Origin of the sequence: Streptomyces sp. NPDC018029, from assembly GCF_044327655.1 — a bacterium.
Lineage (GTDB): Bacteria > Actinomycetota > Actinomycetes > Streptomycetales > Streptomycetaceae > Streptomyces.
Genome location: NZ_JBIRFV010000016.1, coordinates 147,007 through 172,493, shown reverse-complemented (window position 1 = coordinate 172,493; position 25,487 = coordinate 147,007). Strand labels below are relative to the sequence as shown.

Here is a 25,487-nt window from a genome sequence, read left to right as displayed (position 1 = left end):
CCCGTGAAGAACCAGCCTGGTTACGCGCATACGCCACCCGACCCCTGCCATCCCGTCCTCCCCCGGCCGCACGGATATCGGGCACCGGATGACCGGAAAAAGAGACAAAAAATTCCCGCCGCGGGCCGTACGCCGGTGACGCCGGGCGTTAGGGCATACGGGCAGAAAAATACAGAAGGGGAACCGGGCCGCAGGGGGCATGGATTCAACATGGCCCGCAAGGAGGGGCGGCGGATACGACACTCAACCCACCGCCTCAGAACCGGCTTTGGGCAGGGAAGTCGTGCGGAAATAGTGACACGGATGGTGTCCGCACACCAAGGGACTCCGAAAGTGACGTAGGTCACGGCACGGGGCGCCGTGTGCGGCACCCGAGACCACCGCCCGACCGACGGCCCGCGGAGCCCCCACCTCTACATCCACCCACCACTGGGCGCGAGTTGACCACCGCAGGGCAGGAACAGGGGCGGGATCCGGGGGCGGAGAGGGTGCCCCCGGGCGGCGACCTGAAGGCGTGGCATCCCGGGGTGGCCCTACGGGCTGCAGGCGCGTCCCGGCCCCGAGGGGGGCTCAATGCCGCCCGTACGCCGGGGCCTTGCGGCCAGGGCCGCCCCCAAGGGCAGCCCTGGAAGCCCAGCACCCGCCACACAGGGGGCGGGCGGCTCAGTACCGCCCGCAAGCCCGGGGGGCCGGTCCAGGGGGAGAGCTCTCGCGCCAGAGGCGCGGTCAGGGGCCTCCGGGCCGGGCCCCGGCCAGGCGGGGCAGAGCAGGTCCGGTACGGAGGGCCGCCGTGAGGCATACAGGCCCGCAGGATCCCCCCGCCCGCCGGGCGCCCTGCCGTCACCCGCCGCCGGCGGTCCGGGTGCGGCAACCAGGGCGCAGCACAACGGGATGGGGCGGACCGGGCGGCGGACCGGGCGCAACGGGACGGGACGGGGCGGGCGGGGGCGGGTCAGAGGACGCGGATGGCGGACTCGGCGTGGCGGCGGGCCAGGTGCAGGATCTGCAGGCTGTCGCGGCCGAGTTCGGCACGCACCTGCCGGCGCGCCTCGGCCAGCCCGGTCCCCGCGCCAAGGACCCGCTCGACGGCGTCCTCGCGCACGATGGCGTGATGCTGGGCGACCACGGTGACGCCCCTCTCATCGGGCAGAACCGACCACTCCCCGCAGTGCGCGGCCAGCAACGGACGGGGCACCGTGGCCTTGTGCACAATGCGCCCGGCATGCGGGAAACAGATACGGATCCCCGCCACCGTAGGACCCACCCCTGCACCCGCACCCGCACCGCCGGGACCAGCACCGGGGCCGCCGGGGCCAGGACCGGGACCGCTGGGGGCGGCGCCGCCGAGGCCGGGGCCGGGGCTGCCGAGGCCGGGACCGCCGGGGCCGGGACCAGTGCCGGGGCTGCCGGGGGCGGGGGTGGGGGTGGGGGCGGCGAGGTCCAGGGCGACTTTCTGGATACCGGCCTGCGGCACTTCCACCGCGGCCCGGCGCACATGCGGCAGCTGGCCGGGCCAGTCCGCCACCTCATACAGGAAGGCATACACCAGCTCGGCCGGCCCTTTGACCCGCACCGTCTCGGCAAAAGACAGCGCCAGCTCATCCAGACGCCCCCACCGCTCGGCCAGGAACTGCAGACTGCGCAGCGCCGAACGGCTGTTGTCGGCCGTCACCTCCGCCAGCCACACCGCATCCTGGGGCCGCTCCCGCGCAGCGGTGAACTCATGCTCCAACGTCAGCCGGCACCGCCCCTCCCCCAGCGCCAGCACACTCCACCGCCCGGTCATGGACGTCGCAGGCGCCATCAACGGACCCTGCCTAAACGTGATACAACGCCGCGCGGCATCCTGCACCCGGTGGGAAATCCACGAGGCCACCTGCCCATCGGCCAGCGACCACACCCGCAGCCGCTCATGCACCCCATCAAAATCCAGCCGCTGCGCATACACCGTGCGCGGCAGATACAACGGCCAACGCTCCGGATCCGCAATCAACGCATAAGCAACCGACGCGGGCGCAGCCACCTCAGCAGTATGCGTCAACCGGTGCACACCCTCACCGGACACCAAACCCCCCTCTCACCCACACCAACAACACCCATCCCCCACCCCAACCGGCCCGCACCAGCCCCACCCCGGCCCGTTCCGGTCGGCACCATCCCGGCCGACCACAACACAAAGCCACAACAACCCCCCACCCGCCCCGCCCCCGCACCGGTCCTCACCCGCGCCGGCCCAGCCGTGCCCTGCCGGTCATGCCACCCCCGCCCCAGCCCGCACCGCGGCCTCGCGCCGTGCCGGCCGTGCCACCCCAGCCCCACCCCGCCGTGAGCCCGCGACGTGCCGGGCCGGTGCGGACCAGGCAGGCACCGATACCTGCCGGCGTCGTACCACCCCAGCCCCACCCGCCGCGGGCCCGCGACGTGCCGGGCCGGTGCGGACCGGGCCGGCACCGATACCTGCCGGCGGGACACCGGGTAGGCACCGATGCCGGTCGGCGGGACGGGGACGCAGGACCGGCGGCGGGGAGGAGACCAGCCCATGGCGTGCGGGCCCGCCCACCCGGGCCGGCCCCCACCCCGCCCGCTCCCGGACCCCACCCGGTCTGTCCGGGCGCCGGCCCGGCCTGGCGGGCCGGCGCCCGGACACAACCTGCAGACGCCCGGGAAAGGGGCCGGGCCAGGGCCCGGGACATGCAAAGAGACCGCTCACGCCAGAGTGGCCGCACCCGCTCGACCCAGGCCCGCACCCGGCTCGAGCCCACCTGCGCCCCCGACCAGCAAAAACCCCGCACACCCTCACACCCCCGGACCACGCCAGCACACCGCAGGCAGTGCGCCACGGACAGCACACCGCGGGCAGCGCACCAGCACACCGCGGGCAGTGCACCGCGGGCAGCACGCCGCGGGGTGCAGCGGCACGCACGCACGGCAGTGCACCGCAGGGGTGCAGCGGTGCACTGCGACGTACTGTGCGGTGGTGCGACTGCGCGGTGATGCGGGCGTGCGGTGGCGGGTGGGGTCAGGCGGCGTAGAGGTCGAAGGTCGAGCTGCGCCGCGGACCGGCCACCACATCCAGCTGCGGATCAACGGCCAGCATGGCCTGGTGCAGCCGCTGCACCTGCGGCGAGGGCTCCACCCCCAGCCCCTCGATCATCCGGATCCGCAGCTTGCGGTAGATCTCCAGCGCCGACGCCTGCCGCCCCGACCGGTACAACGCCACCATGGCCTGCGAATGCAGCCCCTCATGCTGGGGATAACGGGCCGTCAACTCGGTCAGCTCGGCAATCAGTTCGGAATGCCGGCCCAGCCGCAGATCCGCATCGATCCGCCGCTCCACCGTCCCCAGCCGGGACTCCTCCAGCCGCAGCACCTCGATCTCCAAAATCGGCCCCACCCGCACATCCACCAGCGCCGGCTCCCGCCACAACGCCAGCGCCCGGCGGAACCGGTCGGCCGCGGTGACATCATCCCCGCCCTCGAACGCCGCCCGCCCCTCCGCGGCCAGCCGCTCATACTGGTGCACATCCACACTCTCGGCCGGTATCTGCATCAGATACCCGCCATGCCGGGTCGCCAGCACCTCCTTGGCCGCACCCGGAGCATCCGGCCCCAACGCCGTCCCCAGATGCCGCCGCAACTGCAAAATGTACGTCTGCAACGTCGTCAGCGCACTCTGCGGCGGGGCCGTGCCCCACAACTCCTCCATCAGCGTCGGGACCGGCAACACCTGACCCGGGTAGAGGGCAAAAAGAGACAGAATCTGCCGCGGCTTACTCGCCGTCGGAACAATCGATCCCCCGTTGACCTCGGCGCTCAACGGACCCAGAACCTGAATCTTCACGGGACTCCTCCGTACATCGTCGAGTTCCTGCACTGCACCGCACCACCACCACACCACCACCCCGAAAACCCCCACCCCCCCAACACCAACAGACAACCCAACCCAACCCAGACACACCACCCACCCACACCGCGAACAGCACGGGCAGCACGCCCGGCACGAGCAGCACGCCCGGCCCACACGGCACGGGGCCCACGCACCACACACAGCACGGCCAGCAACACACGACACGGGCGGCATACGCGGCGCAGACAGCATCCGCACGGCACAAGCAGCACACACGGCACGGGCAGCATCCGCACGGCCCGGGGCAGCATGCGCACGGCGCACGGGCAGCACACGCACTCACCCGCCCGCCGCAGACCTCACAACAGACGACCCACGCCACCACAGGACACGCAAAGCCGCCGGCACGGCACGCGGAGCGGGAGACCCGAAAACCCGGACGAGACCAGAAACCCCCACCACCCGGAAAACCCGGAAAACCTGAAGGCCCCGGGAAACCCCAACAACACCCACAGCCTCAACAGCCCGGCCAACCCCAGCAGCGGCGCCAACCCGCCCAACGGGGCAGCCCTCAGGGCCCCGGGAAACCCGGACAGCCCGCGACACCCGGCCCGAGCAAAGCGCCCGGCCGGCACGCGAGCCACCACAAGCAGGACGAGACCAGACAGAAACCGACAGCACCACCGACGGCACCAACGACCGCCGCCCGCCCACCACCACCGACCCGCCCCACCCCCCGATGCCCACAGCCTCTCCCCCCAGAAGACGACACCGCCCACGGCCACCCACCCACCGCCGCACCCCGATTCAAAGCCAAACCCCCACCCCTGTCAATACAAAACCGCGCAGCTGGTTTCTACCCCCACACCACCACCCCTCCACCACCCCACCACACACCCACAACCCACCCACAAGGCACCAACCCGACACCCGCCGGACACGGAAGAAGCCCTTTGGTCAAGGAAGATGGGGGTGCGCCGGGCCGGTGAGCCGAGCAGCATGTGGGGGTGACTGATCTGCTGTGGGATGCCGTGGGTTCCTACTTCGACCCAGACGTGATGGGGACGTTGCCGGACGTGCGTGTCCCGAATGCCTCGATGAACGATTGGCAGGCAGTCCTCGACCTTGTCGCGGAGAAGGGCTGGAAGTGCCAGTACACCGAGGGAGAATCGGTGCTTCCGGTGCCCGGGGCGGATGCCGTGCTGTCCCGCCCGAGCGATGCCGAGTGTCCGAGCCCGCGGGTCTGGCCTGCCGACGATGTGCTGGCGATCTTCCGTTTCCGTGCCGCCGATGAAGTCGACTTCGACGTTGACGTGCGGGAGTTGCAGGGTCAGGAACGACTCGACGTGTTCTGCGGCTTCCTTCGGGAAATCGGGCGGCGGTTGGGTAAACCGGTACTGATGGGCCCGGAAGGCGACGGCGGTCATCCGATACTCGGCTTCGACGTCGAAGCCGATCGAGTCGTCCTTCTTGCAGATCCGCAGGTCAGTGACTGAAGAACCAAAGCCGTGGCGTCGGCAGTACGAAGGACTGCAGAGCCCGCACTCCTGCAAAGACTGAGAGTTGTGGAAGCTGGCCGACAGCTCCGGTGCTCGCGCCCGTGGCTACAGCAGACGCCCAGGGTGCCCGCTGCGAACGGCAGAAGTCTCGGGCGCCAGGGGCTGTCGCAACTCGCGGCTGTCGTGACTCTCCCGGATGCCGTGAGCCTGAAGGGCTGGGGGCGTAGAGAGCACACAGCGAGACGGCAATGCAGGCTGCCGGGGCTCGGCAGGCGCCAGGCGGACCGTGCCTCCCCGCGCCCGGCACGGCCGCCCGCCCCAGCGGCGCACCCGCCGCCTCCCCCTCTACCTACAAGCGCACAAGGCGGAGCGAGGCACGACAAGCACGGCGGCGGGGCGGGCCTGGCACATGGGCCGCGTGCTCCGGCGGACCGGTAAACGACAAGGCGGCCAACCGCGGGCCGCCTCCGTCCTCCGCCCCTGCACCCCGCCTCGGTGCGGTGTGCAGGGCCAGAGGCGCGGTGCGGCGGTGTGCGCGGCTACTGCGGAGGATTACCGTGCTTGCGCGACGGCAAATCGGCATGCTTCGTGCGCAGCATCGCCAGGGATTTGATGAGGACCTCGCGGGTCTCGGCCGGGTCGATGACGTCGTCGACCAGGCCGCGCTCGGCGGCGTAGTAGGGGTGCATCAGCTCGGCCTTGTACTCCTTGACCATCCGCGCCCGCATCGCCTCGGGGTCCTCGGCGGCCGCGATCTGACGCCGGAAGATCACGTTCGCGGCGCCCTCGGCACCCATCACCGCGATCTCGTTGGTCGGCCAGGCATAGGTCAAATCCGCGCCGATGGACTGACTGTCCATCACGATGTACGCGCCGCCGTACGCCTTGCGCAGGATCAGCGAGATCCGCGGCACAGTCGCATTGCAGTACGCATAGAGCAGCTTCGCCCCGTGCCGGATGATGCCGCCGTGCTCTTGGTCCACCCCGGGCAGGAAGCCCGGCACGTCCAGGAGGGTCAGGATCGGGATGTTGAAGGCGTCGCACATCTGCACGAAGCGCGCAGCCTTCTCGGACGCCTCGATGTCCAGCACTCCGGCCAGCACCTGCGGCTGATTGGCGACGATCCCCACCACCTGGCCGTCCAGGCGAGCCAGCACACACACGACGTTGCGCGCCCACCGCTCATGAACCTCCAGGACCTCCCCGTCATCGACGAGTTCCTCGATCACCCGGTGCATGTCATAGGGGCGGCTGCCATCGGCCGGCACCATCTCCCCCAGGCTCTCGGTGGTCCGCCCCGCCGGATCACTCGAGGCGACCGTCGGCGGCGCCTGCCGGTTGTTGGAAGGCAGCATCGAGATCAGGTAGCGGACCTCGGCCAGGCAGGTCTCTTCGTCGTCGTACGCGAAGTGGCACACGCCCGACGTCTCGGCGTGCACATCCGCGCCACCCAGACCGTTCTGACTGATCTCCTCGCCCGTCACCGCCCGCACCACATCCGGGCCGGTGATGAACATCTGCGAAGTGCCACGCACCATGAACACGAAATCAGTGAGAGCGGGCGAGTACGCCGCGCCGCCCGCGCACGGGCCGAGCATCACGCTGATCTGCGGGATGACACCGGACGCCTTGGTGTTGCGCTGGAAGATGCCGCCGTAGCCGGCGAGGGCCGAGACGCCCTCCTGGATGCGGGCCCCGGCGCCGTCGTTCAGGGAGACCAGCGGCGCACCGGCCGCGAGGGCCATGTCCATGATCTTGTGGATCTTCGCGGCATGCGCCTCCCCCAACGCCCCGCCGAAGATCCGGAAGTCGTGCGCGTAGACGAAGACCGTCCGGCCCTCCACCGTCCCCCAGCCGGTGACCACACCATCCGTATACGGCCGCTTCGCCTCCAGGCCGAAGCCCGTGGCCCGGTGCCTGCGCAACTGCTCGACCTCGTTGAACGAGTCCGGGTCGAGGAGCAGCTCGATCCGTTCACGTACCGTCAACTTGCCCTTGGCGTGCTGTGCCTCGGTCGCCTTCTCGCTCGGCCCGCGCAGCGCCTCCGCACGGATCTCCCGCAGCTCCGCCACCCGCCCCCCACCCACACCTGACCCCGATCCCGATGTCATCACAGCCCCTCCCTAGCAACACCAGATCAACACCAATACCGGCCCAACCCAACCCACCAGACCGGCCGCACCAACAGACCAACCCGGCCGAACAACGCGCCCAGGCGACCGAAAGCAGCTGGGCCCACAGGCACTCAACTCAAAGCCGACTCAACAAACAAACCGCTACAGCGGTTTTGTGCAGGGAGGCTCTACCGGTCGCGCTCCGTGGCTCGCCCTCCACCTCCCCAGAGGCGACGCGGACGGTTATCGCCAGCTGTGCGGCGCCCGGTACGCCCCCGCATGCTCCGGCGGCCGCCACACCACCCGGCGCTCCCGACTCACCACACCCGGCCCCACCGCCTGCTCCGGATCCCGGCCGGCCGCCAGCGACCACAACGCTACCGCCAGTACCGCCAGCTCCTCCTCGCTGGCCTGCCCCCGCACCACTTTCAGCAGGGCAACCCCACCCATCGCAGCGTCCACAACCCCACCTCCCCCCAAGTCCCCCCACGGTCAGCCCTCCGCCTCAAAACAGACTCGCATCTCCCTCAAACAGCCAACCCCACCGCGGTCCCTGGCTCTTCGAGTTGAACCAACCGTGTGGACCGTTGCCGTGCGCACCGTTGGGGGGATGCTCCGGCGAGAGCTGCAGGAACAGCAGGAACTAAGCGAGCACCCCCGGAAGGGCAGTGGCTCCTCAACGCCCTCTAGGACCTGGGCTTGAAGCTGCCGCAGCGGAAGCCTCTACGGTCCTGGGGAGAGCCGGAAATTCCGGCTCGGTGAAGCATCGTGAGGGAGGCGGCGATGGCCTGGCCGATCGCGGAGGTCGCCCGGATGTCGGGTGTGACGGCCCGGACACTGCGGCACTATGACGAGATCGGCCTGCTGCCGCCGGCCTGGCTCGGGGCCAACGGCCACCGCTACTACGAGGAACGCCAACTGCTGCGGCTGCAGCAGATCCTTGTGATGCGAGCGATGGACCTGGGGCTGCCTGAAATCGGCCGGGTCCTGGCCGCGCAGGTCGACGAGTTGGAGGCTCTGCGGGGTCATCACCGTCGGCTGCTCGCCGAGCGCGACCGGCTGAATGTCCTGGCAGGCACTGTCGCCCGCACGATCACCGAACTGGAGCAGTCCAGAAAGGACGGCACAGACATGATCAGCATCAGCCGGCCGGAGAACCTGTTCGAAGGCGTCCGATCTGCCGAGTGCATGAAGGCTCTGCGCGGTTTCCCGGAGCTGGTCGGGGCCATCGAACGGCACACCTCGGCGTTGAGCGAGGCCGAGATCGAGGCCGACGAGCGCGAGCGCACGGCGCAGATGATCCGGCTGGCCGAACTGCTGGCTGCCGGCCTGCCCGCTGACGCCGACGCGGTGCAGGCCGAGATCGACACCCAGTACCGGACGCTGGCCCGGATCCGGGCAGCCACCGCTGACGAGTACCGCGCGATCGGGCGGTCCTGCGTGGAGAACGAACACTGGCACGCGGTGTACGAATCGATCGCGCCGGGCCTGGCCGCATACCAGCGGGCCGCCATCGAGGCGTACGCCGCAACTCGGCTGCGCTGAGCCGAGGCAGGGCCGCCGCCGCGGGGGTGCGGCGGCCCTGCCGAGTCAGGTCATGTGAGCGCGGCATGATCCCCCACGGTGTCGGCCACGGGTGCTACGGCGTGTGTTGGTAGACGAACGGCACCGCGTCGAGCCGTGTTACCTGGTCGACTCCGGTGGCCTGTGATACCTCGTCGCCTTCGACACCGACGAGGACAACTGGCGTCTCTTCCGCCCGGACCGCCCAGTGCGCGGACGCAACAGCCGTTCGTCTGCTGGCATGCCGATCCGGCCTCAAGCCTGGCGAAGCTACCCGGCCCGGCCCTCCGGCCTTGCTAGCAGGTGCTGTCAGAGCCCTACTGCGTCTGGCGCGGTGCGGGCTGGCCGTCGTCCCAGAGCCGCAGCTGGCGCCACAGTGGGGATGGGCAGTCAGGAATCTTCACCATCACCTGGACCATCGGAATGGCGATCAGGTCGAAGGGGAGCACCATCCTGCGGCCCCGCCACTGGATGCCATGCCCCGGGCCACCTCGTACGCCCCGGATTCCGAGGAGCGAGATGTAGAAGAAGCCGTGGTAGCGACCGGCGAGAGAGTAGATGTCGATGCGGCCGGACTTTCCGGCCGGGATCTGATGGGTGCTGCTGGTGGAGTCGCCGTCTGCCCAACTGGTGGTGTTGGTCGTGCTGTAGGAGTACTGGAAGGTCGCGGTTCCGGAGACTTTCACGGGGTCCTTGCCGAGAGTGATCCCCAAGGATCCACCGGCAGACCACCCTGATGTGGTCGACTTGGTTTGCGTGACGGTGTGGGAGACCGTGTAGCTCAAGGAAGCTGGCCCTTGCACGCTGTCCGTCGACCTCAGCCAGGGGAAGTCGAGATCGGCCTCTCCGACGAACATGCACCGGTCAGTACCCACCAAGTCGACGAACTCGTCGAGGTGGTGCAGCAGTTCGTTCTCAAACCAGTGGTCCGTCTTCTTCGCGTGGGCCTCGTGCGCCCACACCTGGCGGTTGAAGGCCGCGTCGTTGAAGTACTGCGGTGCCGCGTTCTTGGCCAGTTGGAAGGCGTTTCCGGTGCGCACCATCGCCACCTGAGGATCGACGTCACGCCACTTGGCGCCCTGGGGGATGCCCTTGACTGCGGCGAAGTCCGGGACCTGGTAGCCGGTTGCGAACGGTACGAACGGCGGCGGGCCGACGGCGTACGTCAGCCCTTCTTCCGTACCATCGGCTGCCGCGTACTCCACTGTGTCCTCAGCCGAGTCTTCTGCGCGTTCCATTTGAACGAGAGGCATGTCGTTCGGGAACTGGGTCTCTTGCTCGCTACTCACGCTGCGGCCCCTTCCGTAAGCGTCCTGGCCGCGCCTGGCGTTCCTCATCGCGGCCTTCCATACCGCCAACGCGGCGGACACCCGTCGGGAAACGGCGTAAGCGGAGACTCTCACGGCTATGCCGTGCGCATCCCCGAGACTTCGAACTGGACAGTGCGGAGACAGGCACTCTCGACCGGAGCGAGCGCGCCGACGTCGTCGTCGTGACCGGAGGCCACGACAGGCGGCGAGGGCATCGTGGACATTCGCCTCGCGCCCCCGCCGTGGAGCACACACCCACACCCCTAACCAGGCGCAGTTTGAGATGAGCTTCTCACCTGAGGCGGGTCCAGGGCTTGTTGCAGATCAGCTTCTTGCCCGGGCTGACGCATGAGGTCTCGTGCACATGCCCGTCGGTGGTGATGGCCTTGATCCAGACGGTCTGGCCCTGCTCGCTGAGGGTGATGTCACAGGCGCGTGCGGGGTAGCCCTTGTTGTCGGACAGCTCCTGCCACACGATGTTCTTGGCCTTCTTGTCCCAGGCTCCGGCGTAGGCGCGGCCGTCGGCGAGGGCGACGGTGTGCTCCTCGTTCTTGTTGGGGGCGAAGGAGTCGATGGCCCGGCAGTTGGGCCCGCCGTGGCGGGGTTCGGTTGCGGCATGCGCCGGTGCGGCCAAGGCGGCCAGCGCCAAGATGAACGGGGCCGCAATGCCCAGGGCGCGACGTGTGTTGAGAGTCATGGTTCCTCTTTGCCGATCGGGAGTCAGTTGCCCGGAAAAGTCACGGGCACAGATCCCTCATCGGCGGCCCAGGACAACCACTGAAGACGGCTGATGTGATGATCACCCCTGTGGTCGTACGTTTCTTCCCAGCGCCACCCTGCTTGAGAAGACGGCTGTAAGCGCGGCTACTCCTAGTCGTTCTTCTTGACGCCCTTGTCGGTACAGGGCAGGCGGCCGTTGCCATAGGCGGTGGTGTAGTCGTCGGTGATGTCTCCGGTGACGCCGTTGATGGCGGTGGGAGAGATCTGGATGGCGCCGCTGAAGGGCCGCTCCACATCCCGGATGACGAGCAGGACAGTCGTGAGCAGGGCGGTGAGGACGATCAGGCCACCGGTGACGAGCAGGACGTTTTTGCGTGGGAGGCACAGAGCCAGGGCGACCACGAGGAAGGCCAGCGCGGCGAGGGTGAGCCAGTACACGGCGCTGGGGATGGCCGGAGTGGACTCGGCGATGCGGGTCTGGCGGGCCTCTGAGCGTTCCTTGTCCGCGGAGACCAGCATGTTGAAGGCGGAGGCCTCGGTGCCCATCTGCTTCAGGGCGGCACGGAAGTCAGTGGTCCAAGTGCTGGGTTGTTGTGCGCCGCGGCCGTCGGCCATGGCCGGCCATTCATAGGCGCGTACGGCGCGGGCATAGCAGACGACATCGCCCTGCAACCGCTGGCGCTGCGACGCGGGGGCGTAATCGGCGACTTCGAAAATGTGGTCCACCACGCCGGCCTCTTTCCGGGCGGCCTCGTCCGCTTTGCCGTTGGACGTGGAAGCGGTCACCAGTACGAAGGCGAGCACGAAAACGGTCAGGGTCTGCAGGGGTAGGACGAAGTCCCGAATCGTCAGGGAGGGGGTTTCCGTTTCCTCCAAGCGGCGGCGCAGCACCCAGTGAGCGGTCAGCCCGCCGATCAGAGCCAGGGCCGCTACGACGATGGTGATGATCACGCGATACCTGTTTCGTTCTGAGCCGACGCCCCGCGAAGCGATCATCACGCCCTGATCACCTCGTGCCTGTTCAGCGACCCGGCCGCGATGCGGCAGATCACCCTTTCAGCTGCTGGTTCGTGCGTGTTGCGCTGACCCTGCCTGCTGGTGACGGTCCCGCGGATCTGGTCGAGCTCCGTGTGTGTTGTTGCCTTGCTGCGCCGGAGCGGAGGTGGTTCACGGCTGTCGTGGGGACGAGCGCGCAATGGCTGGGCCGCCGCACACATCACCAACGACGCGCGTTTCCCACGAGCCGGGTCGATCCGGTCTCCACCAGGACGCAGCGTTACGCAACTGACAGGTTGGAAGTTGGCACAAACGCGGGCGCGTGCAGCAGCCGGTTCGCTGGTCGCGTGAGCGGACGGACATGAGGCCGACGGGAGCGGACGGACATGAGGCCGGCGGGAGCGGACGGATGTGGGGTCGGCGGGAGCGGACGGGTATGGATCTTGTGGAGGTCGGCGCGGTGCTCGACGCGCGCAGTGGCGTGCGGTGGGAGACCGGGGACGCGTGGCTGGGCGGCGGCACCTGGCTGTTCTCCGCACCTCGGCCCGGGGTCCGCCGTCTGTGGGATCTGAGCCGGATGGGCTGGGAACCGCTGGCGGTCAGTGAGGCCGGTCTGGAGCTCGCTGCGACGTGCACGGTAGCTGAACTGCTGTCCTTCGCCGTACGACCGAACGGGCCGTGGCCCGCTGCACGCGCCCTGATGGCGGATTGCTGCCGGGCGTTCTCCTCGTCTTTCAAGGTATGGAACACGGCCACGGTGGGCGGCAACGTGTGTCTGGCACTGCCGGCCGCGCCGATGGTGTCGATGGCGGCCGCCTTGCACGGCGTGTGCGTGCTGCGTGCCGCCGATGGCCGCGAGCGCCAGTTGCCGGTGCGCGATTTCGTGACCGGTTACGGCCGGACGCGTCTGAGGCGTGGTGAAATGCTGCGCTGTCTTCGGCTGCCGGCCACAGGCCTGGTCCAGCGGATGGCGTTCCGCCGCGTGAGTCTGCGCCCCGGCGGGCACTCGGCAGCACTGGTGATCGCGACATCGGCCCTCGAACACGGGCGTTTCACTGTCACGCTCACCGCGGCGACCACACGCCCCGTGCAACTGGCCTTCCACCGGCTGCCCACGGCGGCCGAGCTGCGCGCGGCGATCGAGCAGGCTGTCGGCCCAACGCTGATCGTGGACGATGTCCACGGAGCCCCGGCATGGCGCCGTCACCTCATCGTTCACTTGGCCGACGAAGTGCGGCGCGAACTTGAGGCGGCGCACTGACATGGACCTTCCCATCAGGCTCAACGGCCGGCTCGTATCCGAGCCCCCGGCCCCAGGGCAGTGCCTGCGCACATATCTGCGTGAGCGCGGCTGCTTCGGGGTCAAGAAGGGGTGCGACAGCGGGGACTGCGGCGCCTGCACCGTGCATGTGGACGGCATGGCCGTACACAGCTGCCTCTACCCGGCCGTACGTGCTTCGGGGCGCATGGTGACGACGGTGGAGGGCCTGACCGAGGGAGGCCCGCTGCACCCCGTGCAGCGGGCCTTCGCCGCCACCCAGGCCTTCCAGTGCGGCTACTGCGCCCCGGGGTTCGTCATGACCACTGCCGCCAGGGATGACAACCAGACCACCGGACTCTCCGAAACCCTCAAGGGCAACCTGTGCCGCTGCACGGGCTACCGGCGTATCGAGGAAGCCATCCAGTCAACGCAGCAAGGCCAACCCGCGGACGAGTCGGCCACCACCGTGGCAGGAGACACCTCTGCCGCCGGAGTGACCGACACTGAAGGCGTTGTCACTGGCAAGGCCCGCTTCACCCTCGACCACCCGGACCCTGTGGGGCTGTTGCACGTCAAGCTGGTCCGCTCCCCGCACCAGCACGCCCTCATCACCGCCATCGATTCCGCCGATGCCCTTGCCGTGCCGGGCGTCCACACCGTCCTGACGCACCACGACGCGCCCACGATCCGCTTCTCCACCGCGCTGCACGAACACGCCGACGAAGACCCGGCCGACACCCGCGTCCTGGACGACGTCGTGCGCCATGTCGGCCAGCGCGTGGCCGCGGTGGTGGCCGACAGCGAAGCCGCAGCCGACGAGGGCTGCCGCCGTGTGCGCGTCACCTATCGGATCCTGCCCGCTGTCACCGACACGGACCACGCTCTGTCGCCCGACGCCCCCCACGTACACCCCGGCGGCAACATCGTCGACGAACTGCACACCGCCACCGGCGACTTCGATGCCGCACTGGCCGAGGCGGACCATTCCTACGAGGGGACGTTCCGCACGCACCGGGTACAGCATTGCGCGCTGGAAACCCACGCCACCCGCGCCTGGGAAGACAGCACGGGGCGGCTCCATGTCCACACCGCCACCCAGGCCCCCCACCTGACCCGTCGGCTTCTGGGCGCTGTTTTCGGCCTGCCGCTGGAGCGCGTACAGGTCACGGCCGCGCGGTTGGGCGGCGCGTTCGGCGGGAAGCAGGAGATGCTCACCGAAGACATCGCCGTCCTCGCCACGCTACGCACAGGACGGCCGGTCCAGTTGGAGTACACCCGGGCCGAGGAGTTCACGGCCACGACCCGTCACCCCTTCAAGGTCCGGGTGAGGATCGCTGCCCGTCGGGACGGCACACTCACCGCCCTGGGGCTGCACGTCCTGTGCGATACCGGCGCCTACGGCAATCACGGCCCCGCCGTCCTGCGCCGCGCCTGCACCGAAACCCTCAGCCTCTACCACTGTGCGAACATCATGGTTGACGGCTGGGCGCTGTACACGCACAGCGTGCCGGCGGGCGCTTTCCGCGGCTACGGCATCGGCCAGGTCGCCTTCGCCGTCGAGTCCGCCCTCGACGAACTCGCCCGCACCGCCGGCCTCGATCCTCTGGCCCTGCGACGCAAGGCTTACCTGCGCTCCGGACAGTCCGCACCCGCTGTGGCGGCCGACGGCACGCCGCCCGTCGCCGACCACGGCATCACCGGCTGCCTCGACATCATCGAAGCCGCCCGCGCCCGACACAAGGCCGCATCCCCTGCGCTTCCGGAACCGTCCTGGCTGGTGGGGGAAGGCATGGCCGTCACCGTCACCCACACCCTCCCTTCCGACGGCCATGTCACCCAGGTCACTGTCACCCTGCGCGCAGACGGCACCTACGACCTGTGCACCGGTGCGCCGGAGTTCGGCAGCCAGGCAACGACCGTGCACCGGCGGATTGCCGCCACCGCACTGGCCACCGCCGTCGACCGGATCCATGTCCGGCAGGGCGACACCGATCTGCTCTCCCACGACACCGGGGGCTTCGTCTCCACCGGCTCCACCCTCGCCGCCCGCACCGTCCACGACGCTTGCCACCGCCTGCGCACGGCCGTGCTCGAAGCCGCAGCCGCCCACACCGACACCGCCCCGGAAAACTGCCGCCTCCGCCAAGACGCTGTCGACTGCGACGGCCGCCTCTTGCCCCTGCCCGTGCTGTACCGCGCCTTGTGCGAGGCCGGCCACGAACTCACCGCCACGGCCTCCCATTGCGCCGACAGCGGGGCCCCCGGCCTGGCCTCCAACGCCCAGTGGATCCGCCTGGCCGTCGACCCGGACACCGGCCTGGTCACCCTCCTGCACTCCGTCCACGCCAGCGATGCCGGGACCGTCCTGGATGCCCGGCAACTGCGCGGCCAGATCGAAGGCGCCGTCGCCCAGGGCATCGGCACCACGCTGATGGAAGAACTGCGAACCGACCGGCACGGCCGCGTCATCACGCAGGAACTGCGCACCTATCCGATCCCCCATGCCGCCGATGTCCCCCACACTGACGTCCACTTCGTGCCCGCGTCCTCCCCCGGCGGACTCCAGGCGGCCAAACCCGCGAGCGAAGCCGCCTTCAACCCCGTCGCCCCCGCCCTGGCCAACGCCCTCCGCGACGCCACCGGCATCCGCTGCACGAATCTCCCGCTGCGCGCCGACACCATCTGGGCGCAACTGAACGCACGCGCGCCGCACCTACGAGGAGAGCGCACCGCGGCGGACCACCCCTCACCAGCGCCAGAAACGCCTCCCGGTGGCTGAAGCCCCTCCTCCGATGACGCCGGACCACGTCACCGAGACCGAACCCCGCTTGTTCGCTCCGCCGCCGCGATGGCAGACCGTGTGGTGATCTATGGGGTGCTGTTACATGAACTGCGGATAACCGCCATGACGGTTGAACTAGGTTGATTAAGCACTCACCGCACAGCACGGACGGCGAGGGCAAACAGGACAGCTCCCGGTGCGGCGCCGCCCGACCAGCGGAGCCGTGCCGTGCGTGCGAACAGATCCATGACCGTGAAGGGGAACCACGCTATGCGTAACACCACCCACCGCCGCAGCGCCCTGCGTACTGCCACCGTTTCGGTCCTCGCCGGTACGGCGCTCCTGGCCCCGGCGGCAGCCGCTCTGGCGAGCGCGCCCGCCACGGAGCGGCCCGCCGCGGTGCGGAGCGTCGCCGCCAAGCCCGTGAAGATCGACATCGGTGCCGGCGTCACCATCCCGGTCAAGGATGGCAAGCCGTACTACAACGGCAAGGCCCTCAAGCCGGGCCAGACGGTCAACGACGGCATCTACCTGCACCTGAGCGCCGACGGCAAGCGCCTGTACAGCAAGACGCAGGGCGGCGGCACGCCGTACGCCATCTGGGACGTCAAGACCGGCAAGAGCCTCGGTACCCAGAAGAACAGCCCCACCGCCGCGGTGAAGCCCGCGCTGACCGCCAAGCCCTCGGCGACCTCCGTGAAGGCATGGCAGGAGCTGCGCGTCAGCGGCAAGGCCACCGGCATCAAGGCGGGCGCCAAGGTCGGCCTGCAGCAGAAGCAGCACGGCACGTGGAAGACGCTGCCCGCCTCCACGACCGTCAACAAGTCCGGCGCGTACACGCTGCGCGTCAAGCTCGGCCTCAAGGGCAAGAACGAGCTGCGCATGCAGAGCGGCTCCACTCTGTCGCCCGTCTTCACGGTGACGGTCCGCTGACACCGCCGCGACACGCGCACGACGCCCGGGCGCCCGTGACCCCCAGGGGTGGCGGGCGCCCGGGTGCTGCACATATGGGACTGCACATGCGGGGCTGCACACGCTGACCGAATCGGTCCGCTTCGGGACCCGATGCGGCCTGTTGCCGCCCCGCCCGGCGGCTCAGGCTTGGGGCATGAACCGAGCACTGATCGTCATCGATGTCCAGGAGTCCTTCCGCGCCCGCCCGCTCTGGGCGACCACCTCCGACCTGAAGATCACCGATCAGGTGAACCGACTGGTCCGGCTCGCCCGCCGAGCGGGGGACCTGGTGGTGTGGGTGCTGCACTCCGAGCCCGGCACCGGCGATGTCTTCGACCCGGCCCTCGGCCATGTGCGGCTGATGGAGGAGCTGGAAAGGGCGGATGGAGAGCCGCTGATCCACAAGACCTCGCACAACGCCTTCACCACCACCAACCTGCAGCAACTCCTCACCGAGCGCGGCATCCGCGAACTCATCATGTGCGGCATCCGCACCGAGCAGTGCGTGGAAACCACCACCCGTGTGGCCGGCGACCTCGGCTACCGGGTCACCGTCGCCATCGACGCGACCGCGACCAACCCCATCCCCCACCGCGACGCTCCCGCCGACCAGAGCATCGCCGAACTGCTGGCCGATCCCCGCACGCTGCCCGCCGAAGAGGTCATCAGACGCACCGAGTACGCCCTCGCCGGACGCTTCGCCACCATCACGACGGTCGACCGGCTGGAGGCAGCCGCGGGACTTCCGTCATGATGACCGAATCGTGAGTCACATCGTCTTCTTCCTCGTGCCCGGCGTCCACCTCCTGGACCTGGCAGGTCCCGCGCAGGTCTTCTCCACGGCCGCCGGCTTCGGGCATTCCTACACGCTCTCGTACGTCGCCGAGCAGCCCCGGGTCTCCACCGCCCAGGGGCTGCCGCTGGTGGCGGAACTCGACTGGCCCGAGCTCGGGCCCGAGGATCTCATCGTGGTGCCCGGCTGGCGGACAACCGCCCTGGCCGACGCACCCGCCATCGGCGCCGCCTCCTTGCAGGTCCTCCGGGACCACCACGCCATGGGCGGGACCGTGGCCAGCGTCTGCAGCGGAGCCGAGGCGCTCGGCCAGGCCGGTCTCCTCCACGGCCGCCACTGCACCACCCACCACGACGTGCAGGACGAGCTGGCCCTGCGCCACCCCGGGGCGGTGGTCGTCCGCGACGTCCTGTTCACCGCCGACGACCGGGTGATCACCTCGGCCGGCATCGCCAGCGGCATCGATCTGGCCCTGCACCTGGTCGCCACCCGGCACGGCCCTGCCGTCGCGGCGCAGGTGGCCCGCGACATGGTCGTCTACGCTCGCCGCAACGGCCATGAGCCGCAGTCCAGCGCCATGCTCCGGCACCGGTCCCATCTCGACGACACCGTGCACCGCGCCCAGGACCTCATCGACGCCCGCTTCGACCAATCGCTCCCCCTCCCCGCCCTGGCATCGGCCGTCGGCGTGAGCGAACGCACCCTCACCCGCCTCTTCAGCCGCGCCACCGGGCTGACCCCGCTGCGCTACCAGCAGACCCTCCGCCTCGAACGCGCCCAACACCTGATCAGCCACGGCGCGACCATCGACGCCGCCGCCCGCTCGGTCGGTTTCGAAGACCCGCGCATGCTGCGCCGGCTCCGCGCCCGCACGGCCTGAGGACGCCACGGCTCTCGATGCCCGCCCTGCCCACACGGCCCACGGACGTGCCACGTGACTGGTGGTGCAGAACGGCGTCCGAGGGGTTCCCGGTGCTGAAGTGTGGTGAGAGGCTCATGATCGGGCACGTGAAGGGGATGCCGGACGTATCAGCCCCTGTGATCAAACTGGTGCGGCGGACCACCGAGCCCGTCGCGGTGCAGACGCTGCGCTCCACTGCCGCCGCCGTCATCTCCTTCGTCGTCGCCCTGATGGTTCTCCCCGCGCAACCCGCTCCCCTGACGGCCCCGCTGACCGCACTCCTGGTCGTCCAGGTCACCCTGTACGCGACCCTCACCACCGGCATCCGGCGCGTGAACTCCGTCGTCGTGGGTGTCCTCATCGCCATCGGCTTCACCACCCTGGTGGGACTCACCTGGTGGAGCCTGGGACTGACGATCTTCACCTCGCTGATCATCGGCCGTTTCGTGCGAGTGAACGAGTTCGTGCCGGAGGTGGCGATCAGCGCAATGCTGGTCCTGGGGGTTTCCCAGGCCACGTCGGCCGCCTGGCACCGGGTCCTGGAGACACTGATCGGCGCCGGGGTGGGCCTGCTGTTCAACCTGCTGTTCGCTCCCCCGGTGTGGACGCAGTCGGCGGGGGCTTCCATCGACGGGCTGGCGCGCGGCATGGGCAACATGTTCCGCACCATGGGCGCGGAGATCGCCGAGGGCCACCTCCCCTTCCCGCACGCGGCCGCCCGGCTGCACGAGGCGCGGCGCCTCGACCACGACATCGTGGAGGTCGACGCCTCGCTGCGGCAGGCGGAGGAAAGCCTGCGGATGAACCCGCGCGTACGGGAAGGGCTGCTGTCCCGAGTGGTGCTACGGACAGGGCTCGACACCCTGGAGATCTGTGCGGTGGTACTGCGGGTGCTGACCCGGAGCCTCACCGACCTGGCGAAGTTCCGTACAGAGGAGTCACTGTTCCCACCGGACGTGTCGGCCGGCCTCCAGGAGCTGTTCGAGCAACTGGCCGAGGCCATCGAGAGCTTCGCCCGGCTGATCACCACCCAGGTGGCCGCCAACGCGGAGCAGGCCGAGGAGCGGCTGACCGCCGCCTTGGCCGCGAGTCGAGTCACCCGTGACCGGGTCGCCGAGATGCTGCTGGAAGACGTGCAGGAGCACCCCAGGCAGTGGCAGCTGCACGGCGCGCTGCTCGCCGAGGTCGACCGGATCCTCGATGAGCTGGACCTCGACAAGCGCACCGAGCGCCTCTTGCAGGAGCTGGACCGGCGCTCGGCGGAGCACAGCGAGCGCTATCCGAGGCTCGCGGCGCTGCGCCGGCGCCTGCGCGGCGACAGTGGCACAGAGCGACGGCCGGCCGTGGAAGCCTGAGTCCCCGTGGACTGGCTCTCGTTCTCGTCGTCGCTGCCGTCGTGACTGCCGTCAGGCGGTGCTCCAGGCCGGGGCGTCCGTCCCCCACAGGCCCGACGGACGTCGCCAGTTCACCGGGCCTCCTTCGTACCACAGCGGCGGCAGCGCGTGTCGCAGTCTGCCCATGGGGCTGTCGGTCTCGGTCAGCCAGTGTTCTGCGTCGAAGCCCTCATCGCCCTCGCCCGGAGCAGGCGCTGCGGGTGCCGTGGGTGCCGCAGGTGCTGCGGGCGCCAGATCGTGGACCAGCCAGTGCGCGGTCTGTGTCAGGGCCAGGCGGATCAGCCAGGTGCCGCCCGTGCGGTGCTGCTCGGTGAGCGCGCGCAGTACGCCGGCCGCGAGCAGATAGCCGGTGCCGTGGTCGAGCGCCTGGGCGGGCAGCACACCGGGCGAGTCCGGCGAGCCCTCCAGTTCGGCGATGCCGGTGGCCACCTGGACGAGGCTGTCGAAACCGCGCCGCTCGTGCCACGGACCGTAACGCCCCCACGCGGAGAGCTGGGCTATCACGAGGCCCGGGCGGCGCTCGGCGAGCGCCTCGGGCGTCAGCCCAAACCGTTCCAGCGCGCCCGGCCGATAGCCGGTGACCACCACGTCCGCCTCGTCGAGCAGTTCCTCGAAGCGCCTGTGGTCGGTGGGCTGTCCCAGGTCCAGGGTGGTCGAGCGCTTCCCCATCCCTGTGTCGTTGTGGGCTTCCTGACTCTCCGGCAGCTGGGGGGCGTCGATCCGCAGCACGTCCGCGCCGAGCAGCGCCAGCGTCCGGGTGGCGACCGGTCCGGCCAGCACTCGGGTCAGATCCAGGACACGCAGCCCCGCGCACGGGAGTGCGGCCCCACCGAGCATCCGGTCCGGAGCGTCACCGATGCGCGCCGTCGTCAGCAGCGGCTGCCCCGCGACGGCGATCCCCTGCTCGCTCTTGGTCCACTCCTCGGGGCTGCGTGCCGCGACGGCGAGGCCGCCGGCCGCGTACACCGCCTCCTCCACCTCCAGCACGGTGAGCCCCGCGATCGTCCGGCCCACCGCGTCCACCGTGTCCGCCGCGTCCTCGCCGGTGCCCTCCCGCACTCCGAGGGCGGCGAGCAACCGGGCCCGGTGGTGCGGGTAGTTGGCATGCGTACGAACCCAGCCGTCGGTCGCCCGCCAGAAGCGGGACAGCGGCGAGAAGGTCGACCACGCCCGCCCGTCGACCCGCACCAACCGGTCACTGAGGAACGCCGTCGCGACCGCCTCGTCATCGACCCGCACACGTGGCACGGGGCGCCCTGTGCGTACGGACGCGAGCTCGGCAGCCGCGAGCGAGCACACCGCGACGGTGGCCCGCGCCAGCTCCATGACCGGCAACCGCGCCGGCAGTCCGCCGGAGGGGCCTCCGTAGGACACCCGGCCGACCAGCGATGCATCGGCACCCAGTGCCGCCCAAGCCTGCGACGTCCCGGACTCGATGGGAGAGTTCATCCCCGCACTATGGCACTGAGTGCCACGCGGAGGGAAGGACGCCGCCACAGACCGAGGCATCGCACCATCGAAAGTCGTCCTCGCATGCATTGACCCACGGCGCACTCCGCGCTTTCATCGCGTGAGCCTCCGCACAGACCGTGCCGGGGCGTTGCCGGGAGAGGCACCAGCGAGGCACGCGGGGTGGCTGCGGCCCCCTCGGCCGAAGGGGGACCACCTGATGAGACCTTCCTTACGTATCTCCATGACCGCCGCCCTGGCGGCCGCCGTCACCTGTCTCGCCTGGCCCGCGGGGGCGGCGAGCGACGACCGGGCCCCACGCACCGAACGGATCAGCGTGGCACCCGACGGCACCGGCGGCAACCATCACTCGGTGGATCCGACCGTCAGCGCGGACGGACGCGTCGTCGCCTTCATGTCGTCGGCGACCAACCTGGTGCCCGGCACCGTCATGCCCAACAACGTCTTCTACCGGACGGCTCCCGACGCGCCCCTCAAGCGCGTGGAGCTGCCGGGCGAGTCGACGATGTTGCCCCGGGTGTCCGATTCGGGGCACCACCTGACGTTCACGTCGTACTCGGCCGCGACCCAGAAGTACTCCGTCCATGCCATGGACCTGCGCACCGGGCGCATCGAGCCCGTCGCGCCCGCGCTGGACGGCGGTTACCGCGCGACCTTCGGCGCGGCCCCGCTCAGCGCGGACGGGCGGTATGTCGCCTTCGTGGCCAAGACCGCTGCCGATGAGAACGGCACGTCCCGTTGCCGGATCATGCTCCTGGACCGCCGGACCCAGCAGCTGTGGCGGGCCGGCCCCTCCACGAACCGCGATTGCCAGGACATCTCCATGAGCGCCGACGGCCGCAAGGTGGCCTACCGGGTCGGCTATTCGGGGCCGTCCGACGACGACCAGGCGGACATTCTGGTGTACGACCGCGTGACCGGGCGGACCGTGCAGGCCGATGTCACCCACAACGGGGCGCCGGCCGACAGGTCGGCGCTTGCTCCGGTGCTGAGCGCCGACGGATCCAAGGTGGGCTTCAACTCGGTGGCCACCAACCTGGTCCCGGGCACCGACCCCAACGGGGACACCGGCACGTCCTGGAACGCGTTCGTCCGTGACCTGCGCACCGGCACAGTGCAGCGGTACGACGGCCACTCCCCCACCGATCTCACCCAGGTGTCGGATCTGTCGGCGGACGGCTCGAAGCTGCTCCTCAACACGGCCGACATGAACGGCACGACGCTGGGCCTGATCCTGCGCGATCCGCGCACCGGCCACGAGGAGTTGCTCTCACCCGGCCAGGACGGCAGGCCCGTCACCGTGGCCCGGGCGGCACTGAGCACGGACGAGTCGACGGCCGTCTTCAGCTCCTACCACCCCGGTCTGGTCCCCGACGACACCAACCTCATCGGAGACGTCTTCGTGCGCACCCTGCGCTGACCGGACTTCACCGAGCCCTCGGCTAAGCGGGGGGCGTCCCGCTCGGCGTGAAGTGAGACGCCCCCAGGGCCGCACGACCGCGCCCCGACATCGTTGTCTAAAGCGCGGAGCGCGCGGTCCTCCTACGGCGTGTAGACGGCGTTACTGCCGTACAGCTCCCTGGTGAATGCGGAGACATCGGCGCTGCGGTCGGAGCCGTCGAGGTTGTACGTCAGGTAGACGCCGTAGCCCTCCGCGACGGTGCGGCGGGCGAGGGCGGCGGATGTGCTCTGCGAGGTCCCGCCGATCTCCACGGCCGCCGGTGACAGCTTCGACTTGGGCAGGGCGATGCGCGGGACCTGCCAGGTGCCGTAGTACGGGTTCCATGCGTAGTCGAACTTGGACGAGATGTCGACGCCGCCGTAGGAGAGGCGCGATGCGGCCGGACCGATGTTGTAGAGACTGATGATCTTGTCCGGCATGTTCGCGCGCAGCGCCGTCACCAGGTGCACGAACGAGCTGGCGTTGGGCTGGCCGGTGCCGTTCTTGCCGTACTCGGCGTACTCGTCGTCGAAGTCGATGCCGTCGAGGCCGTACTTGGTCACGGTGTTCGACAGCTGCTTCGCGAACGCGGAGGCCGCCTTCTGCGAGGGGAAGTTGGCGAAGCCGGCGCCCTGGTGGTTGCCGAGCACCGAGAGGACGACCTTGATGCCCTTCTCCTGCAGCGGCCGTATCTCGGTGTCGGCGTTGTCGAGGACGCGCTGGACGTTCTCGTTGAAGTGCAGGTACGCCGACTTCGTACCCGTGTCGTAGTTGATGTTCGCTGCGAAGATCACGGCGACGTCGAAAACGTTGTCACCGCCGTTGGCGAGGGTGTACTTGCCGACGTTGCGCATGCTGTTGTTGTTCACCTCGACGTACGCCACCGAGGTCGGTCCCTGCTTCGCGGCAGCGGGGACGGGGGCGGGAGCGGGGGCCGCTGCCGCGCCGGTCGTGGCGGTCGTGCCGAAGGCGAGGGCCGCGACGGCCGAGAGGGCGAGCGCGGCCGTCCGCGCTCTGCTCCGTACCAGACTGAACATCGTTGATCGGTCTCCCATCGTGGGGTCGGCGCCCGGTCTGTTCGAAAGATCCGAGCGAGCCTCAGAGTTTTCCGCTCTCGTGACCGAATTCTGAAGATCCAGGGCGAACTCTTCACGACTTCCACGCAGTTGCGCCGTCGATCGGTGCCGGGCGCAGCCCCTGAAGGGAAGATCATTTTGTTGCGGCCGCATTGCGAGCCGTACAGCAATGTTGCGGGCTCAACGACAACGTTGCGAGCTCATGGCGGGACCGGTCACAACCTGGTGTGACCACCTAGTACGGACCAAGCTGACATTCGCCCCTTCGCGGCACCGTTCCGTACCCGTTCGCCCGCAGAAAGCTCCACCACCCATGCACTCGACCTGTCTCTCCGACGCCGTACCGGCGCACCCCACGCATGTGGTGAGGGGGTGGGCCGCCCCATGCGCTATGTAGTGCGCAAGGCGGGTGGCTGGCTCTTGATGATCGTGGTCGCGACCAACGCGACCTATTTCCTGTCCAGTTGGTTTCTGGACCCCCGGTCGAACTTCAAAGAGCTGCGCCCCGCCCGCAGCGAGGCACAGATCTCGCGGGCCCTCGCCCCGTACAACCTCGACCCCGGTGAGCCGCTCGTTCACCGGTGGTGGAACTGGCTCACCTCCGTGACCCTCGACTTCGACTGGGGGAGGTCGCCCACCGGCGTCTCCGTCAACGGCGAGGTGGGCCACCGCGCGCTGGTCAGCGCCCAGTTGGTCGTCACGGCGACCATCCTGTCCGTCGTGATCGGTGTCGCGCTCGCCGTCTACACCGCCGCACGCCAGTACGGCCTGGCCGACCGCGTCGCACAGGCCGTCTCCATCGCGGTGTTCAACGTCCCGACGTCCGTCGCCGCACTCGCCGTCGTCTTCGTCGCCATCTGGCTCAACCAGCACGCCGGCCTCGACTTCCTCTACGTCGCCGGGGAGAGCTCCCCCAACGTCGAGGGACTGCTCCCGACGATCGGTGACCGTCTCCTCCATCTGATCCTGCCGACGCTCACCCTGACGCTGATGGGTTACGTGGGCTACCACCTGACGCAGCGTTCGCTGCTGCTCGACACGATCAATGCCGACTTCGTGCGCACGGCCCAGGCCACCGGCCTGACCCGCGGCCAGGCCGTCCGCAGGCACGCACTGCGCGCCGCGCTGATCCCGACCGCGGCCTCCGTGGCGTTCAGCGTGCCCGCCATCTTCACCGGAGCCATCATCACCGAGACGATCTTCGGCTGGAACGGCATGGGCCGCTACTTCATCCAGACCATCAGCAAGAACGACGTGCACGGCACGGTCGCGACCGCCGCGTTCGCCGCGGTGCTCACCGCGATCGGCGCGATCCTCGCGGACATCGCCACCGTCTTCCTCGACCCGAGAGTGCGGGTGAACTGAC

19 protein-coding genes are annotated in these 25,487 nt (G+C 69.6%); 10 read left to right on the top strand and 9 right to left on the bottom strand.

The genetic code is table 11. The annotated features are described in order from the left end of the window. Positions 1-952: 952 nt before the first annotated feature. Positions 953-2,050: an SRPBCC family protein gene (locus ACH4D5_RS36440; protein ID WP_398311722.1), complete on the bottom strand. Its 1,098-nt coding sequence runs from the start codon at positions 2,048-2,050 to the stop codon at positions 953-955. Between the two features lie 969 nt (positions 2,051-3,019). Further along, on the bottom strand, positions 3,020-3,841 hold the full coding sequence (locus ACH4D5_RS36435) for a BTAD domain-containing putative transcriptional regulator (RefSeq protein ID WP_398311668.1): 822 nt from the start codon (positions 3,839-3,841) through the stop codon (positions 3,020-3,022). Between the two features lie 1,013 nt (positions 3,842-4,854). Between ACH4D5_RS36435 and ACH4D5_RS36430 the strand changes: the two genes are divergently transcribed. Continuing rightward, the gene (locus tag ACH4D5_RS36430) at positions 4,855-5,343 is read left to right on the top strand and encodes a hypothetical protein (protein WP_398311666.1); all 489 of its coding nucleotides are present in this window, start codon (positions 4,855-4,857) and stop codon (positions 5,341-5,343) included. A gap of 542 nt (positions 5,344-5,885) precedes the next feature. Here the strand turns inward: ACH4D5_RS36430 and ACH4D5_RS36425 are convergent. Both ACH4D5_RS36425 and ACH4D5_RS36420 read right to left on the bottom strand, forming a co-directional pair. Beyond that, complete coding sequence (locus tag ACH4D5_RS36425) at positions 5,886-7,457, bottom strand: acyl-CoA carboxylase subunit beta (RefSeq protein WP_398311664.1); 1,572 nt, start codon at positions 7,455-7,457, stop codon at positions 5,886-5,888. Between the two features lie 246 nt (positions 7,458-7,703). Next, positions 7,704-7,910 (bottom strand): acyl-CoA carboxylase epsilon subunit, encoded by a 207-nt coding sequence (locus ACH4D5_RS36420; RefSeq protein WP_398311719.1) that lies wholly within the window; start codon positions 7,908-7,910, stop codon positions 7,704-7,706. A 333-nt stretch (positions 7,911-8,243) separates the two neighbouring features. Between ACH4D5_RS36420 and ACH4D5_RS36415 the strand changes: the two genes are divergently transcribed. Further along, complete coding sequence (locus ACH4D5_RS36415; RefSeq protein WP_398311662.1) at positions 8,244-9,005, top strand: MerR family transcriptional regulator; 762 nt, start codon at positions 8,244-8,246, stop codon at positions 9,003-9,005. A gap of 335 nt (positions 9,006-9,340) precedes the next feature. On the opposite strand, the gene ACH4D5_RS36410 is transcribed toward ACH4D5_RS36415, so the two are convergent. From ACH4D5_RS36410 to ACH4D5_RS36400, 3 genes are all read right to left on the bottom strand, one after another. After that, the gene (locus tag ACH4D5_RS36410) at positions 9,341-10,312 is read right to left on the bottom strand and encodes a hypothetical protein (RefSeq protein WP_398311725.1); all 972 of its coding nucleotides are present in this window, start codon (positions 10,310-10,312) and stop codon (positions 9,341-9,343) included. 313 nt (positions 10,313-10,625) lie between these two features. After that, a complete protein-coding gene (locus ACH4D5_RS36405; protein WP_398311660.1) occupies positions 10,626-11,030 on the bottom strand; it encodes a hypothetical protein in 405 nt (134 codons plus the stop codon). A 173-nt stretch (positions 11,031-11,203) separates the two neighbouring features. Further along, entirely contained in the window at positions 11,204-12,004 is an 801-nt protein-coding gene (locus tag ACH4D5_RS36400; protein ID WP_398311658.1) for a hypothetical protein, read from the bottom strand. Between the two features lie 481 nt (positions 12,005-12,485). On the opposite strand from ACH4D5_RS36400, the gene ACH4D5_RS36395 reads away from it, so the two are divergent. The 6 genes from ACH4D5_RS36395 to ACH4D5_RS36370 all read left to right on the top strand — a co-directional run bounded on the left by ACH4D5_RS36395 (position 12,486) and on the right by ACH4D5_RS36370 (position 20,095). Further along, positions 12,486-13,310, top strand: a complete 825-nt coding sequence (locus tag ACH4D5_RS36395) for an FAD binding domain-containing protein (protein ID WP_398311656.1) — start codon at positions 12,486-12,488, stop codon at positions 13,308-13,310. A 1-nt stretch (position 13,311) separates the two neighbouring features. Then, positions 13,312-16,089, top strand: a complete 2,778-nt coding sequence (locus tag ACH4D5_RS36390; RefSeq protein WP_398311654.1) for a molybdopterin-dependent oxidoreductase — start codon at positions 13,312-13,314, stop codon at positions 16,087-16,089. A gap of 273 nt (positions 16,090-16,362) precedes the next feature. Continuing rightward, complete coding sequence (locus ACH4D5_RS36385) at positions 16,363-17,025, top strand: hypothetical protein (protein WP_398311652.1); 663 nt, start codon at positions 16,363-16,365, stop codon at positions 17,023-17,025. A gap of 175 nt (positions 17,026-17,200) precedes the next feature. Continuing rightward, a complete protein-coding gene (locus ACH4D5_RS36380; RefSeq protein ID WP_398311650.1) occupies positions 17,201-17,800 on the top strand; it encodes an isochorismatase family protein in 600 nt (199 codons plus the stop codon). A 10-nt stretch (positions 17,801-17,810) separates the two neighbouring features. Then, a complete protein-coding gene (locus tag ACH4D5_RS36375; RefSeq protein WP_398311647.1) occupies positions 17,811-18,719 on the top strand; it encodes a GlxA family transcriptional regulator in 909 nt (302 codons plus the stop codon). A gap of 137 nt (positions 18,720-18,856) precedes the next feature. Continuing rightward, positions 18,857-20,095, top strand: a complete 1,239-nt coding sequence (locus tag ACH4D5_RS36370) for an aromatic acid exporter family protein (protein WP_398311716.1) — start codon at positions 18,857-18,859, stop codon at positions 20,093-20,095. A gap of 51 nt (positions 20,096-20,146) precedes the next feature. On the opposite strand, the gene ACH4D5_RS36365 is transcribed toward ACH4D5_RS36370, so the two are convergent. Next, positions 20,147-21,583 (bottom strand): CoA transferase, encoded by a 1,437-nt coding sequence (locus tag ACH4D5_RS36365; protein ID WP_398311644.1) that lies wholly within the window; start codon positions 21,581-21,583, stop codon positions 20,147-20,149. A 244-nt stretch (positions 21,584-21,827) separates the two neighbouring features. Between ACH4D5_RS36365 and ACH4D5_RS36360 the strand changes: the two genes are divergently transcribed. Further along, positions 21,828-23,024: a TolB family protein gene (locus ACH4D5_RS36360; protein ID WP_398311641.1), complete on the top strand. Its 1,197-nt coding sequence runs from the start codon at positions 21,828-21,830 to the stop codon at positions 23,022-23,024. Positions 23,025-23,146: 122 nt separating this feature from the next. Here the strand turns inward: ACH4D5_RS36360 and ACH4D5_RS36355 are convergent, their stop codons facing one another. Next, positions 23,147-24,082 (bottom strand): endo-beta-N-acetylglucosaminidase H, encoded by a 936-nt coding sequence (locus ACH4D5_RS36355; protein WP_398311638.1) that lies wholly within the window; start codon positions 24,080-24,082, stop codon positions 23,147-23,149. Positions 24,083-24,505: 423 nt separating this feature from the next. Between ACH4D5_RS36355 and ACH4D5_RS36350 the strand changes: the two genes are divergently transcribed. Beyond that, a complete protein-coding gene (locus ACH4D5_RS36350) occupies positions 24,506-25,486 on the top strand; it encodes an ABC transporter permease (RefSeq protein WP_398311635.1) in 981 nt (326 codons plus the stop codon). The last annotated feature ends 1 nt before the right edge of the window (position 25,487 follow it).

Bases quoted from the DNA above. Each gene is read 5' to 3' on its own strand.
- ACH4D5_RS36425 (WP_398311664.1), bottom strand. From the start codon at position 7,457: ATGACATCGGGATCGGGGTCAGGTGTGGGTGGGGGGCGGGTGGCGGAG.
- ACH4D5_RS36420 (WP_398311719.1), bottom strand. From the start codon at position 7,910: ATGGGTGGGGTTGCCCTGCTGAAAGTGGTGCGGGGGCAGGCCAGCGAG.
- ACH4D5_RS36415 (WP_398311662.1), top strand. From the start codon at position 8,244: ATGGCCTGGCCGATCGCGGAGGTCGCCCGGATGTCGGGTGTGACGGCC.
- ACH4D5_RS36405 (WP_398311660.1), bottom strand. From the start codon at position 11,030: ATGACTCTCAACACACGTCGCGCCCTGGGCATTGCGGCCCCGTTCATC.
- ACH4D5_RS36395 (WP_398311656.1), top strand. From the start codon at position 12,486: ATGGATCTTGTGGAGGTCGGCGCGGTGCTCGACGCGCGCAGTGGCGTG.
- ACH4D5_RS36390 (WP_398311654.1), top strand. From the start codon at position 13,312: ATGGACCTTCCCATCAGGCTCAACGGCCGGCTCGTATCCGAGCCCCCG.
- ACH4D5_RS36385 (WP_398311652.1), top strand. From the start codon at position 16,363: ATGCGTAACACCACCCACCGCCGCAGCGCCCTGCGTACTGCCACCGTT.
- ACH4D5_RS36380 (WP_398311650.1), top strand. From the start codon at position 17,201: ATGAACCGAGCACTGATCGTCATCGATGTCCAGGAGTCCTTCCGCGCC.
- ACH4D5_RS36370 (WP_398311716.1), top strand. From the start codon at position 18,857: ATGCCGGACGTATCAGCCCCTGTGATCAAACTGGTGCGGCGGACCACC.
- ACH4D5_RS36365 (WP_398311644.1), bottom strand. From the start codon at position 21,583: ATGAACTCTCCCATCGAGTCCGGGACGTCGCAGGCTTGGGCGGCACTG.
- ACH4D5_RS36360 (WP_398311641.1), top strand. From the start codon at position 21,828: ATGACCGCCGCCCTGGCGGCCGCCGTCACCTGTCTCGCCTGGCCCGCG.
- ACH4D5_RS36355 (WP_398311638.1), bottom strand. From the start codon at position 24,082: ATGTTCAGTCTGGTACGGAGCAGAGCGCGGACGGCCGCGCTCGCCCTC.
- ACH4D5_RS36350 (WP_398311635.1), top strand. From the start codon at position 24,506: ATGCGCTATGTAGTGCGCAAGGCGGGTGGCTGGCTCTTGATGATCGTG.